General features: G+C 54.8%; 11 protein-coding genes. 7 read left to right on the forward strand and 4 right to left on the reverse strand.

The window, feature by feature from the left end:
• The first annotated feature begins 62 nt into the window (after positions 1-62).
• Positions 63-2,486, forward strand: a complete 2,424-nt coding sequence (locus FFS21_RS04695; RefSeq protein WP_137923774.1) for a molybdopterin-containing oxidoreductase family protein — start codon at positions 63-65, stop codon at positions 2,484-2,486.
• A 279-nt stretch (positions 2,487-2,765) separates the two neighbouring features.
• On the opposite strand, the gene FFS21_RS04700 is transcribed toward FFS21_RS04695, so the two are convergent.
• Both FFS21_RS04700 and FFS21_RS04705 read right to left on the reverse strand, forming a co-directional pair.
• Positions 2,766-3,371, reverse strand: a complete 606-nt coding sequence (locus tag FFS21_RS04700) for a 2-hydroxychromene-2-carboxylate isomerase (RefSeq protein WP_137923775.1) — start codon at positions 3,369-3,371, stop codon at positions 2,766-2,768.
• Between the two features lie 26 nt (positions 3,372-3,397).
• Positions 3,398-4,141 carry an SDR family oxidoreductase gene (locus tag FFS21_RS04705; RefSeq protein WP_137923797.1) on the reverse strand — a complete coding sequence of 248 codons (744 nt, stop codon included), beginning with the start codon at positions 4,139-4,141 and terminating at the stop codon, positions 3,398-3,400.
• A 198-nt stretch (positions 4,142-4,339) separates the two neighbouring features.
• Here FFS21_RS04705 and FFS21_RS04710 point away from each other — a divergent pair, with 198 nt between their 5' ends.
• The 4 genes from FFS21_RS04710 to FFS21_RS04725 all read left to right on the forward strand — a co-directional run bounded on the left by FFS21_RS04710 (position 4,340) and on the right by FFS21_RS04725 (position 9,260).
• On the forward strand, positions 4,340-5,974 hold the full coding sequence (locus FFS21_RS04710) for an AMP-binding protein (protein WP_137923776.1): 1,635 nt from the start codon (positions 4,340-4,342) through the stop codon (positions 5,972-5,974).
• A gap of 42 nt (positions 5,975-6,016) precedes the next feature.
• Positions 6,017-7,237, forward strand: a complete 1,221-nt coding sequence (locus FFS21_RS04715; protein ID WP_137923777.1) for an ABC transporter substrate-binding protein — start codon at positions 6,017-6,019, stop codon at positions 7,235-7,237.
• Positions 7,238-7,393: 156 nt separating this feature from the next.
• Positions 7,394-8,314 carry an NAD(P)H-dependent oxidoreductase gene (locus FFS21_RS04720; RefSeq protein WP_137923778.1) on the forward strand — a complete coding sequence of 307 codons (921 nt, stop codon included), beginning with the start codon at positions 7,394-7,396 and terminating at the stop codon, positions 8,312-8,314.
• A 361-nt stretch (positions 8,315-8,675) separates the two neighbouring features.
• A complete protein-coding gene (locus FFS21_RS04725; protein ID WP_283205135.1) occupies positions 8,676-9,260 on the forward strand; it encodes a TetR/AcrR family transcriptional regulator in 585 nt (194 codons plus the stop codon).
• An 11-nt stretch (positions 9,261-9,271) separates the two neighbouring features.
• Here the strand turns inward: FFS21_RS04725 and FFS21_RS04730 are convergent, their stop codons facing one another.
• Positions 9,272-9,808 (reverse strand): MarR family winged helix-turn-helix transcriptional regulator, encoded by a 537-nt coding sequence (locus FFS21_RS04730; RefSeq protein WP_137923780.1) that lies wholly within the window; start codon positions 9,806-9,808, stop codon positions 9,272-9,274.
• A 458-nt stretch (positions 9,809-10,266) separates the two neighbouring features.
• On the opposite strand from FFS21_RS04730, the gene FFS21_RS04735 reads away from it, so the two are divergent.
• Together FFS21_RS04735 and FFS21_RS04740 are read left to right on the forward strand one after the other, a co-directional pair.
• Positions 10,267-12,336 (forward strand): molybdopterin-dependent oxidoreductase, encoded by a 2,070-nt coding sequence (locus tag FFS21_RS04735; RefSeq protein WP_212745212.1) that lies wholly within the window; start codon positions 10,267-10,269, stop codon positions 12,334-12,336.
• 55 nt (positions 12,337-12,391) lie between these two features.
• Complete coding sequence (locus tag FFS21_RS04740) at positions 12,392-13,141, forward strand: enoyl-CoA hydratase-related protein (protein WP_137923782.1); 750 nt, start codon at positions 12,392-12,394, stop codon at positions 13,139-13,141.
• Between the two features lie 333 nt (positions 13,142-13,474).
• Here the strand turns inward: FFS21_RS04740 and FFS21_RS31915 are convergent.
• A partial coding sequence (locus FFS21_RS31915; RefSeq protein ID WP_171020322.1) for a hypothetical protein occupies positions 13,475-14,380 on the reverse strand: 906 nt, incomplete at its 5' end.

Below are 14,380 nucleotides of genomic sequence, written 5' to 3' on the forward strand. Positions count from 1 at the left end.
GCAGCAACCAAGGCTAGGATTTCCCCATAAAACCATACATAGACTACGTGAGGAGCAAAGACATGTTTGATACCGTGCTAGATCAGTCAGCCGAAAGCCCTGCAGACGCGGACATCGCTCATCGCCAATCAACCGCCGAAGATGATTCCATCGTAAAGAAGAACGTCATCTGTGGAACATGCGATGGCTTCTGCCCGGTTCAAGCAAACGTCAAGGACGGACGTGTCGTCAAAGTCGCTCCGAGAAATCACCCTATTCTGAAGGATGTCCTCTGTCTCAAGGGAGCTTTTGCGCCAAAGGCATTTGCAAACGATGATCGCATCCTTTATCCCCTAAAGCGCGTCGGCGCGCGAGGTGAGGGAAAATGGGAACGAGTCAGTTGGGATGATGCAATGGATGACATCGCCCAGCGTCTGCAGAAGGTAATTGACCAATATGGGCCAGAAGCCTTCGCGGTAGCCCATAGTGGAGGATGGCTGCTAGGTGACAACGGTACAACTCGTAGATTCATGAATCACATTGGTTCGCCAAACTTTATTGCAAACGTCGCATACTGCGCGGGCAATACGGCAGCGGTCAATCGTTTTGTCATCGGCTGGCATCCGCGGCCTGACATTCTCAATTCCAAGTGCATCGTCCTCATAGGACACGATCCGCGTCGTCATAGCTGGACTATGGAGTACAAGGCCATTCGCATGGCGCAAGCAAAGGGGGCAAAGCTGATCGTTCAAGACCCTCGCAAATCGGAGAATGCAGAGCGAGCGGACATTTGGCTTCCACTCCGGGCCGGCACTGATGCAGCGATGCAACTCGGTTGGGTTAATTACATCATTGAACAGGAGCTGTACGATAAGGATTTCGTACGAGACTGGACCGTAGGGTTCGAGCAACTGGCCGAGCGAGCCCGAGAGTATCCCCTTGATCTCGTGTCAAGTATTACCGGTGTCGACGCCGACCTTATTGCAAAGGCCGCGCGTATGTACGCTACGTCCGGCGGATCTTGTATTCCGTGGACACCCATTACCGATCAGCAGGTAAACAGCACCTCAGCAATTCGCCTGCAGTCGATGCTTCGCGCCATCACCGGAAACCTGGACGTTAAAGGCAGCGACACCTTCGTTGGCTTCAATCCTGCTGTTCGGTCCGACTCCGAAATAGAGGCGCACGAAGTACTCCCTGAGACTCAAAAGAAGAAGCAGCTAGGAGCCGAGCACACTCCTGTCTACACGTACAGAGGAATGCGGCCACTGGAAGACGCAACGGAGCGGGTATGGGGAGTACGCTACGCCAACTTAGTCGGTGGATGTTATATGGCAAATCCAATGCGGGTCTTCAAAGCCATGGCAGAGGGCGATCCATACCCGATTAAGGCGTTGTTTTCGCTCTCGAACAACACGCTAATGGCGTTCACAAACACTCGACGAATCTACGAAGCGATGATGAATCAAGATCTCATCGTTACGTATGAGCACACGATGTCGCCTACGGCCGCAATTTCCGACTATGTGCTCCCGGGGGATTCTTGGCTAGAGCGCCCAACGATGCAAGCTGGGGTTAGCGAGCAGGGCATGGAGCCCCCAGGAGAATGCATCAACATCGTTACGTTCTGGCACGAGTTGGCAAAGCGTATGAACTTGGGTGACAAATTTCCGTGGAAAAATGCGGTCGATATCCTGAACTACCGACTCGAACCAGGGAATGTCACTTGGAACGACGTGGTCAAGGCCGGACGTGTACCGAATCTGCATCGTGGCCAAGCCGGCGACACACCAGAGCGGCAATATCTTAAAACAGGGTTCGCAACCCCGTCGGGAAAAGTAGAACTCTACTCCGCGACACTTGCCGAGTTTGGCTTCGATCCGCTGCCTTACTATAGGGAGGCTGCCCAGCCAAATGAAAAGTATCCGCTCGCGCTGTTTGTTGGTTGGCCGGAAGATGAGTTCTACCGTACTGGGCACCGTAACATTCCTGAGCTCCGCAAGCGCAATCCCGACCCGAGCTTCTACGTCCATCCTGAACAGGCCACTCTTCTGGAACTAACGGAGGGCGAATGGGCACGCATCATGACGTCGACGGGCTCAATCTACGGACGAGTTTTCACAAGGTCTGGGATGCCAATCGGTCTTGTGAGGGTTGGACACGGATGGTGGAAGCCAGAGGTAAATGGAGGAAAGGACCTCATGTCCGGGATGTGGGACTTCTGCGACGCAGTCATTACCTCTGATGATGATGCGGATCTCGTCGACACTGAACAAGGCGTCCCGCACCTAAAAGGGATGCGATGCGCTCTCGAGAAGCTAAGTCCCATCGAGGTCGAACGTCTCGAGAATCGCTACGGCAAGACTGTTGACATGCCGCGAGCGATAGAGAAGCCGGTTGTTCACAAAAACGATACCCGCGACTTCATGTACGACGATCTCGGAACTAACGACGTAGAATTCGACGCCATACAATTGTCAATTGGGGGACGCGGCTCGAAACTTTGAGTGGCCGCTCGCACCGCTCAAGAAAGATATGACTATTGAATTCTGGAGCGGGAGTACGTCACTCCCGCTTTTTTTTCATAGCATCACTCTTCGAGCGCAGGTGAAAAACACTTATCGCTTTCGTCGGACCCAGGCTCAACGCCCTCTGTCGATAGAAGCTCCATTTTGATGCTGGTACGAAACTCGATGGCCCGCTTCATCGCACGGGCGGCTTCGCACCGCCTCGAAAATCAACCGAAGTAGAGGCGACACGGCGGCAACCGAGCCGCCGATGCCGCTTTATACCAAAGCCACTTCCAGCGCGCGGACTTCCTCTTCTGCGTATTGGACGCGATCCTGTCCGAAGAACATCCGATCACCGACGAAAAGCACTGGTGCCCCGAAGAGGCCTCGCTTCACGGCGGCCTCGGTCTCATTCTTCAGAGCGGCCTTGATCGCCTGCTCTTGAGTTGCAGCGAGTATCGCATCAACAGGCAGAGCGGCAGCAACCAGGACTGCCCTAATTTCATTCAGGTCACCGAGATTTCGCCCTTCTCCCCACATTGCCTTGAAGATCGCGTCGGAGTACTCGATGAGGAAACCTTCCTTCTGCGCGTAGATGGCTCCGCGCATGAGATTCAGGGTATTGATGGGAAAGTGAGAGTTCATCGTGAACGGAACGCCGTATCGTGCTGCGAAGAACTCCATGTCCGAAACCATCCACTTTCGCTTCAGCGGTACATCCATGGGCGACGCGTTCGTCGCGGCTTGCAAGACCCCCCCCAAAAGAACGGGGCGATAGTTAATCTTGACGCCCGTACGCGCGCACACGCCTGGCATTTGCATGTACGCCAGATAGCTCGTGGGGCTTCCATAGTCAAAATAGAAATCGACTTCAGTTTTCATGCTGTCTCCTTCCGAGATGTCATATGTCAGATATTTGTAATAGGTTCGAGGAACGGACGAATGTCCAGTTCAAGGGTCCAAGCGCTGCGCTTCTGAGTGTGCAGGAACCAGTAGGTATCGGCAATGTCTTCCGGAGCCAGGAGGCCATCGGTTGGCCTCGAGGCGACGAGTTCTGGGAATCGTTCACGCACAAAAGGCGTATCGATTGGGCCGTCGATAATGGGATGTACGATGTGAAGACCTTGTTTACCAAATTCTCGGGCCATGCTTTGCGCGAGTGCTCGTAGACCGTGCTTAGCTCCTGCGAAAGCTGAAAAGCCTTCACCGCCTCGTACACTGGCGGTCGCACCAGTGAAGAAGACCGTGCCGCTACCACGCGGCGCCATGTACTTCGCAGCCTCTCTGCCGGTGAGGAAGCCTGAGAAGCAAGCCATCTCCCATACCTTGTAGTATTTCTGTGCCGTCGTCTCTCGTAGACCGAACTGGATGTTCGCGCCGATGTTGAACACAACTAAGGAGAGCGGTCCAAAGTCATTCTCGATGGACGCGAACAACGACCCTATTTGATCTTCCTTACGAGCGTCACAGCCGAATGCGTGGGCCTTCCCACCTTCCGCTCGAATCGAGTCGACCAAGGGAGCCAGTTGCTCTGCGTTGCGGCGAGCGACGCAAACCGTCAGTCCTTCGCGTGCGAAGCGTCGCGCTAGAGCCGAACCGAGGCTATCTCCCGCGCCAACAATCAATGCAGTAGGGGTTTTCACAGAGGACATCTCCTTGTTTATAGGTGTGTAGACACCTATCATACCTCCTAAGCCGACAACATCAAGTACGGAGTAGGGTCCAAGCGTGGAAATGCTCCCCAAGAAGCCTACTAGACCGCGCCCTCAATAAGGCACGCGACGCTCGCAAGAGCCAGCGCTTCAAAAATAGCATCAGCGATTTCTAGGTATTTCCCAGGAGACAGAAAAATGTCATCGATGTTCGATGAAGGTTTGGACAAGACCGAGGCCAACTATGCACAGCTTTCGCCTCTATCTTTTTTGCGTCGAACCGCAGAGATCTATCCGGAGTACGTCGCGGCTATCTATGGCGACCGGCGAATGACCTATCAACAGCTACTAGATAGGTGCAGTGCATTTTCAGGCTTCCTGGATCAAGCCGGACTCGATACCGGAGATGTTGTCTCCGTCATGCTGCCCAACGTACCTGAAATGCTCGAAATGCATTTTGCAGCTTGCACTGGTGGCAGAGTCCTAAACACAATCAGCACTCGACTTGATGCAGCATCGATTCAGTTCCAACTGCTGCACGCCGAATCAAAGGTCCTCGTTTTTGATAGCGAGTATTCCGACACTGTAGCCGCCGCGATAAGCAACATGGCGACGCGACCCGTGCTCATTGAGGTACATGACACTACAGCAGGTTTTCTCTCCGGTAAGATTTCTAGCGCTATTCCTCTGGATAGCGCAATCATTGCCGGCAAGGCTAACGCACATTTGCGCGGGCCGCACGACGAGTGGGAGCCCATCGCCCTGTCCTACACGTCCGGTACAACAGGAAATCCCAAGGGGGTCGTCACCCACCATCGTGGCGCATATCTGAACGCGATGGCAAATACGGTAGCGTGGTCAATGCGATATCACGCCAACTACCTGTGGGTACTCCCAATGTTCCACTGTAACGGTTGGTGTTTCCCGTGGACGATCACACTGCTGGCTGGCCGTCATCTCTTTCTGCGCAGGGCGGATCCTCGAGAGATTATCCGTATCGCAAACGAAGAAGGCGCGACCAATCTCTGCGCCGCCCCTGTTGTGCTGTCTATGCTCGCGGAATGTGGAGGAGAGGGACTTTCGTTCAAGCAGCCCGTTCGAATTCTCACGGCTGGCGCGGCCCCCGCCCCACGGATCATTGCAGACGTCGAGCGGTTGAACGCGGACGTCACACAAGTCTATGGCCTTACCGAGACGTATTCCTCTATCGTGATGAGTGCATGGAAAGCCGAGTGGGACTCACTCCCTGTTGAGGAAAAGTACCAACTCAAATCGCGGGCAGGTGTCAGGTTCCCAGCATGCGAAGACATGGAGGTAGTAGGACCACAACATACGCCGGTTTCGCGAGACGGAACAAGCATTGGTGAAGTGGTCGTGAGAGGTAACACCGTAATGCGTGGCTACCTCAAAAATTCCGCAGCAACCAACGAAGCTCTAGCCGGCGGCTGGTTTCATACCGGGGACCTTGCCGTTCGGTTCCCTGATGGCTATATCGCCATCCGCGATCGTTCCAAAGACATGATCAACTCGGGTGGGGAGAAAATGTCATCCCTTGAGATTGAAGAAGTACTTATTCGACATCCGGCTATCTTCGAAGTGGCAGTGGTCGCTTCACCTCACAAAAAATGGGGCGAAGTCCCATGCGCTTTCATCAATGTCCGCGCGGGACATCATGTTACAGAGGAAGAACTCGTCGTCTTCTGCGGCGAACGCATGGCGCGCTACAAGATTCCCAATCGATTCATCTTTGGCCCTCTACAGCGCACGCCAACTGGCAAGGTTCAGAAGTTCAGATTGCGAGAGGTCGCCGCAGAATCGGCCGATCAAGAATAAGACATTCCTCTAAGATCCCATCGCCTCTTAGGAGATAGTGCCATGTTGAAGCATAGCGTGTTCGCAGCAATTGTAACTACAACTGCAATGGCGCCCTGCTGGGCGCAAGGTGTAGCAATCGAACAAGTAAGAATCGGGGTTCTGACGGACATGTCCGGCACATACTCCGATTTAACTGGTCAAGGTTCGTTAAAGGCGGTCAAGATGGCCGTTGCCGACTTCGGAGGTCAAGTCCTAGGTAAGCCTATTGAAGTACTATCTGCGGATCATCAGAACAAGGCTGACGTTGGTGCAGCGAGAGCGAGGCAGTGGTTTGATGTGGACAAAGTCACCATGATCGCCGACCTCATGAATTCTTCCGTTGCTCTGGCAGTCTCCAAGGTAGCCGAAGAGAAGTCCCGGATCGCCATCGTCAATGGCGCGGGAACAGACGCACTAACCAACGAAAATTGCTCAGAGTTCACCGTGCACTACGCATGGGACAGCTATGCAATGGCGGGGGGCACAGCTCATGCCGTGAGCAAGCAAGGCGGAAAATCCTGGTTCTTCCTCACAGCGGACTATACGTTTGGCAAGTCACTGGAGAGCAGCGCAACCAAGGTCGTAACTGCCGCCGGAGGTAAGGTTCTGGGCTCAGCCCGCCATCCTCTTTCTACGCCGGACTTCTCATCGTTCATCCTGCAGGCTCAGACATCCGGTGCGGAAATCGTTGCGCTGGCCAATGGCGGACAAGATGCTCAGAACGCCGTCAAGGCTGCTTCGGACTTTGGGTTACTCAAGTCCGGCAAGCAACGCTTGGTTGCCCTCGCCCTATTCAGTACTGATATAGCTGCCATCGGTCTCCAGGCCACTCAAGGCATATATTCCACCGAGGCGTTCTACTGGGACCTCAACGATGAGACGCGTATTTGGTCCCAACGCTTCTTGAAGGAAACCGGCAAGATGCCAACGGCAATTCAGGCCGGAGACTACTCCTCTACCCTCCACTATCTCACCGCGGTGAAAGCTGCAGGCACCACCGAGTCAGCGGCCGTTTTGCGGAAGATGCGCGAGATGCCAGTCAATGATTTCTTCGCTAAAGGCGGCAAAATTCGTGAAGATGGTCGCATGGTTCACGACGTGTACTTAGTTCAGGTCAAGTCACCAGCCCAGTCGAAAAGCAAATGGGACCTATACAACGTAGTCGCTACAATCCCTGGCGAATCGGCGTTCCAGCCACTCGCGCAAACTCGCTGCCCTCGACTGAAGGCTCGTGCTTCGTAGCAGGATCACAGGGTTACCCTTCCATCCCAACGCCCTCGACGACCCAGTGAACTTGCGCTAATCGCAGTCAACGTCCCCATATACGTGTATATACACCCACTTGTTTAGTATGCCCAACAAGTTTACACATAGCGAAGAAGAGTTCTGGAGCCTTTCATGACACGCGTATTGATCGTTCACGCCCACCCCGAGCCCCAGTCATTTACGACATCACTGCAGAATGCGGCCGCTGAAGAGTTGCGCAAACAAAGCCACGAGGTGGTCGTTACCGACCTCTATGCACTGGGGTTCAATCCGGTGGCAAGCAGCGAGGATTTTTCGGACCGTAGAAATCCCGACTATCTCACGTATGCGCTTGAGCAGCGACACGCCTATGGAAATGGCACATTGGCGCCTGACGTCAAGCCCCATGTTGACCTGGTGCTTTGGGCGGAGCTGGTCATCTTTACTTTTCCAATCTTCTGGTTCTCCACGCCTGCAATCCTCAAGGGTTGGATTGATCGGGTTCTGCTGTCCGGCCCATTCTATGGTGGCTTGCGCTTCTACGACAAAGGCGGCATGAGAGGTAAGAAGGCTTGGGTAGTTGCCACGCTTGGCGGGCAACCCCATATGTTTGGGGCCGAAAGCGTTCACGGAGACCTCTCTGGATTGCTCTCTCACTTTCTGCGCGGCACACTAGGATATGTTGGATTCGACGTCCTGAAGCCGTTCTTCGCCTACCATGTGCCCTATATCACGCAAGATCAACGCGTCGAACTGCTGGAGTCCTTCCGACAGGAACTCCGTAGTCTGAATACTCGGCCAACGATGGATTTTCCGAGCCTTTCTGACTTCAGCGAGAAACTTTACCCCCTTACGCGCGAAGGCGCCTCGTCTGCGCACATAGCTCAGGAAAGGACCGAGACCTTAAAAGAACAGAACAGAAATGGTGATGAGCGTCTCGTGTTGCTTGACGGCATGGTGGGCGCCACCATCGCCCTGTCTCACAACGAGATGAAGGATTTCTATCGAGGCGGAGGCCTAGTCGCGAGCATCGGACTAGTTTTTTCGCTGTTCGTGCTTTGGCTCTATCTTTGAACTTCCAACCTTCCCCACCTCTAGAGTAAAGAAGCGTCGTCGAGTTTCGCCGAAGGTGTGGTCGAACAACTCCACGCACCAGTGCGAATTTCATATCTCGGGATGGCTTGTTCGTAGACATATGCAGGGGCGTAATGGGCTTTCGAGTCCATTGACGAACTGAGGCCCGCCACACTCATCTATTGCGATAGGCGTGGATACACCTATAATTAGCGGGTACGCGCATCGGTCGCATTGGCAGCCGAGTTTCAGTCAGGTATGAGCGGGGCTTAGACAAGTTATGTCGAGGTCCTTCATCGCCGCAAACAATGCGTCACCCTGTTGCGCGGAGGGTTACACATCACACCGATCGTTAGGACCCATGGGACGAGCATCACGCATCGAATCCGCACGCAGTCGAGAGCGTATCGTTCAAACGGCAAGCAGAATGTTTGCTGAAAAAGGCGTTGATAATGTGAGCATTGCGGACATCATGCATGCTGCGGGCCTCACACATGGAGGTTTCTACAACCATTTTCCGTCAAAAGACGCGCTGGCGGTGGAAGCCATACAGGCGTCCTTTGAGCGCGCAACGGAGAAATGGAAGGAATCAGCGGCGTCTGGGGCAGGACGGAAGTCGCCGCTGCAAACCATAGTCGAAAACTATCTCAGCATCGCCCCGACCAGTGGAAAATGCCCCATAGTTTCTAGCGGATATGACGCCATTGCAGGAGGTCGCGAAGAATTTAAGACGGCGTTCTCGAGCGGCGCGCATCAACTCTTTGACGAGTTTAGAAAAGCCGCCCAGGCCACGGACAGATCTATCCCCGAATGGCAGTATGCAACGCTATTTGCGGCAGCACTCGGAGCACGTGTTTTGGTCGAGAGCGCTGGTCAAGAACCCTGGGTTAAGGACATCCTCAAGGCCATACCAATCGCCATTCGCAATGGCTCGGGAGACAGATAATCAGTGACCGTCTAGGCTTCGGATTCGTCGGACATCGCGCGAACGAGTTGAATTGTGTCCCGGAGCGCGGTACGGAGCGTCCGCCATTGCTTCGCTCCAATACGGTTGTAGAGATCTTCCTGCGCGCGACTCCAGGCTTCTTCACTTCGAGTGACGGCGACAAGACCCTTAGCAGTAAGAACGATATTGCGATATCGCCTATCCTGTCCGACCTCATCCCTCAGAAGACCATCCTTAATCAAGGGTTCGATCAGACGCGTAACGCTTGTCCTGTCCATCAGCATCGCTTCGGCAATCCGCTTCATCCCGGCAGGCGCCAAGGCGTGGATATTTCGAAGCAGAGTGAACTGCGCAATCGTCAAGCCAGATTCCCGGAGGTAGCCGTTGTATATGCCAGTGAGCAAACGCGACAGCCGGTGTACGTCGAACAACGTGCACTGGTCGAGCAGTTCAAGGTCGTCCTGCGGCAGCGGACGCCGCTGCGCGAGGATCCGCTTGCGCTGAGCTTGCAATTCCTTCTGGCGAGCCTCATTCGTGTCGATGGACATACAATATTCTTCCACTTTTATTGCGGTTTCGCCGTTCCCTAGCGCCCGTGGCGCTAGTAGGAGCAGATTATAAAAGTACTTCGGCAGTGACGTTCAGAAGTTCAGAAGTAACTCGGCGCTACGTTTCCTACATACCTCCCGCGGCGCCGGGGCCACACCCTACCATCACTCCTGCCGTTGCTTGCCACTGGGTTGCCGCCCACCTGTTGCACACCGCGCTCCCTTCATTATAATAGGTGCATACGCACCCAATTCAAGGCCCACTTAACTGAAGGCCGTTACGGTGCGATCGGCCAGCATCAGTGGCAAACGAGGGACGCGATATGGCAGAGAAGCGAGTGTTGTGCTCCGGATGTGACATCTATTGTCAGGTCCACGCGGACGTGCCGCCGTCCGGACGTGTCGAAGATGTGCGCGTTAAGGCGGTTGATCCTCGCCCCCTCCGAGCGAACATCTGTATGAAGGGAGTGCATGCGCCCGAAGGTTTCGCCCACCCCAATCGCGTGCTCTATCCACTAAAAAGGGTGGGGGAACGAGGCGAAGGCAAATGGAAGCGCGTCTCGTGGGACGAGGCTCTTGACGATATCTCAACTCGCTTGGCGAATGTTGTCAAACACTACGGTCCGGAAGCTTTTGCGGTGTCCACCTCTCAGTGGAACACGCAGACAGACAACGGCTCAGGACGGCGCTTCATGAACTACCTTGGGTCGCCAAATTGGATTAGTGGCGTCGCTATATGCGCAGGCAACACCGCAGCAGTGAACAGGCTCGTCTACGGCTGGTACCCCTACCCTGACTACCCTCAGACTAAGTGTATCGTACTGTTTGGCCACAACCCTAAGCAACACTCCTGGACCCCCGTCTACAACGCCATCCGGCGTGCTCAGCAACGCGGAGCCAAGCTGATAGTCTTGGACCCAAGAAAGAGCGAAAACGCCGAGTTAGCTGACCTGTGGTTACCACTAAAGCCCGGAACGGACGCAGCAATGTGCCTAGGCTGGCTGAAGGTAATCCTGGACGAGGAGCTCTACGACAAAGCATTTACGTCTCGCTGGACGGTTGGGTTCGAGCAATTGCGACAACGGGTCAATGAGTATTCGCTCTCGCGCATCGAACTGCTTACGGGTGTGCCAGCCGAACTCATTGCCAGCGCGGCTCGCATGTATGCCACGTCGGGTCCGGCGGTCATTCCCTGGACGCCAATCACGGATCAGCAACGGAATTCGACGTCCGCAATCCGCCTCATGTGTATTCTCCGGGCGATTTGCGGGTATCTCGATATCCCCGGCGGCGAGCTTCTGCATGGATTCCATCCCGACATTATCAGCGAGTCCGAGTTAGAGAACCACGATGTACTGAGCGACGAGCAAAAGGCGAAACAACTCGGCGCAGAACGACATCCTGTCTTCACATATCGCGGCATGGCTGACCTAAGGGAACCGGCCAAGCGAGTATGGGGTACAGAATGGCCCAACCTCATAAATGGGTGCTACATGGCTAACCCTTCGGCGGTCTTCCGCGCGATGGCCGATGGTGACCCCTACCCTGTTAAGGCGTTCTTCACGCTGGGTAACAACACCTTGATGAGTTTCGCGAACATGCAGCTTATCGAGAGAGCAATCCGAAACCAAGATCTAGTTGTGGCGGTCGAGCATTTTCGTACTCCCACGGCGCAGCTAGCCGACTACATTCTGCCAGGCGACGCATGGCTCGAACGCAACTGCCTGGCGGACGGATTCGGCTGGACCGCAATATATCGGCCATCGCAGAAGGTTGTCGAACCGGCAGGCGAATGCCGCACGGTCTACGAAATTTGGCGTGGATTGGCCGTCCGGATGGGTATGGGCGAACATTTTCCGTGGGAGACAAATGAAAAGTTGCTGAACCACCGGCTACAGAAACTCGGCATGGACTTTGAATCCTTTGCGTCCGAGTACGCCTACCACGCTCCTTCTTACGAGTATCGCAAGTACGAGAAATCAGGATTTGCGACGCCTTCCGGACTGGTCGAGTTGTACTCCTCCGTCTTGGAGAAGCTCCAGCTGGACCCGCTCCCCTATTGGCGGGACGACCCGCCCCCGGAACCCGACTTCCCTCTGACCATGTTTATGGGCGTTCGGGATGACGAGTTCTTCCAGACCGGGCACCGGCATATCAAAGCTTTGCGGGCAAAAAAGCCCGACCCAGTCATGTTTATAGCGAAGTCGGATGCTATGCCCCTCGGGCTGAGCGAAGGTGACTGGGCTGAAGTCGTAACAAGGCAAGGTCGAGTCAAGCTCCGAGCATCTATCAGAGCAGAGATGCCCGCCGGCGTTGTTAGAGTACCGCATGGTTGGTGGCTCCCCGAGCGTCCCGAGGGCGACGGCACTCTTTCCGGCGCCTGGGATTTCGCTGACGCACAGATTTGCCCTGATGACGACGATCATCTGGACCGGGAGCAAGGAATCCCGCACATGAAAGGCATCGCTTGCCGTGTGCAACGGCTAGATGCGCTCACTATTCCCCAGCGCGGTCCAGAAATCGTCTAGCGATCAGAAGATCTGATACGAAGAGAACCACCTCACAAAAACCAAAAGGACCTGTATGTCTCTGCAAATCGCTTCAAGTATTGCCAACGGCGTCCTCGAAATCGCGCTGAACCGAATAGAGAAGAAGAACGCTCTGACGACAGAAATGTACCAAGCGCTCGCCGAGAAACTCCTTGAAGCACAGTATGACAACACAATCAGCTCAATCCTTATTCGAGGACAGAATGGCGCCTTCTGTGCGGGTAATGACATCGAAGACTTTCTGACGACACCACCTGTTCGATCGGATGCGCCGACATGGAAATTCTTCGACGCATTGATGCAACTTGATAAGCCTGTTGTCGCTGCCGTAGACGGTCTGGCTGTGGGTGTGGGAGCGACGATGCTGCTCCATTGCGATTTCGTGTATGCAACTCCAGGTACAACATTCCTGATGCCATTTACCGGGTTAGGCATCACTCCCGAGGGTGCGTCGACGGTTCTTCTCCCTCTGCTAGTTGGACGTCAGCGCGCAGCGAAGATGCTCCTGCTCGGAAAGCGCGTTGACGCCGCCGAGTTACATTTAGCCGGGATGGTGACTGAAGTCGTCTCTCCTGTAGACCTACTCGGGATTGCCCGCGCGACAGCTGTGGAGTTCACAGCTTTACCGCTAGACATAGTTAGGAAAACTAAGCGATTGATGCGCGATGGCATCGAATTGCTTGTGAACCGACAATATGCAGCAGAGCGGGAATTGCTACGTGAGACGGTGCAGGGTGATGCGGCGAAGCGCGCATTCGAACGTTTCACCAAGAAGACCAAGTGAAGTTTGCGCGTTGACTGCGCATCCCTCGCCTGAGTCACTCTCTTCAGCCCCTTGGCGCCTGTTTCGACATCGAACCAGTGGGCCTCACCGTACCCGACATCCACATCGTAGTACCCGCCTGTGAAGAAGACGTCCTTGGATATCGCCGTTGTCGTCCTGGAAGGATTCCGGGCTCGACAGCAACCACGTCAAGCCGAAGCTCACACTAGAGTGGCTTCGGAGGCCGAACCCGCACGTGATACTACGAAGCTGATGCTCGCCCACGTCCAGTCTCCGAATCCGGATTGAAATCGCGAGCTATTCCAAGCAACGCCAACATCGAAATAGCGATGCTCAGCTCCCATTGGCTAAATCTGCCGAATGCTCGCTGCCCAGAGACAAGTCCACCTCCCTCTCCTTCATCCTCAGTGCCCTGGCCTGCTTGCGTACGCGCGTTTCGTTAAGGGCAACGGGAATAAGGTTTGCGACAGCGGCGCACATCTCTAGACACTCCGTAGCAAACTCAAATTTGAGCGGATGCGCCTCGGTGTTCTCAACGTAAGGTCCATTCCAGCGCTTCCCGCACAGCACGATGAAGTGCTCTCTCCCTTTCCACACAGACTGCACACTTAGACCCTGTTTCAGCTTGTTCCGAAGCTTCCTCGTGCGGATGAACCACTCAGGGTAGCCAGGCAGATGCTCAGCGATCAGCTTCCCGACGCCAGCGCCGCTTCGCCAGATGTCATCCGGCGCGCACGTTGACATCGAAGCTCGAGAGCCAACACCTTGCTGCTGGGCATGAAGAATGGCTTTGTACGTACAATCTTGAAAGCAGCGCACCGAGTACAGAAGAATCTTCCAACTCAAGCTCATACGCGTCCACGCGTGTGCCGTAGACAAACTCCCTTGCTGCTTCAACTTTCCAAGTTCGTCACCGGCCGCGCCGATTTCATCGGCCTTCCTCGTGCGGATGAACCACTCAGGGTAGCCAGGCAGATGCTCAGCGATCAGCTTCCCGACGCCAGCGCCGCTTCGCCAGATGTCATCCGGCGCGCACGTTGACATCGAAGCTCGAGAGCCAACACCTTGCTGCTGGGCATGAAGAATGGCTTTGTACGTACAATCTTGAAAGCAGCGCACCGAGTACAGAAGAATCTTCCAACTCAAGCTCATACGCGTCCACGCGTGTGCCGTAGACAAACTCCCTTGCTGCTTCAACTTTCCAAGTTCGTCACCGGCCGCGCCGATTTCATCGGCCTT

Origin of the sequence: Cupriavidus sp. 2SB (assembly GCF_005503625.1) — a bacterium.
In the GTDB taxonomy this organism is placed as follows: domain Bacteria; phylum Pseudomonadota; class Gammaproteobacteria; order Burkholderiales; family Burkholderiaceae; genus Cupriavidus.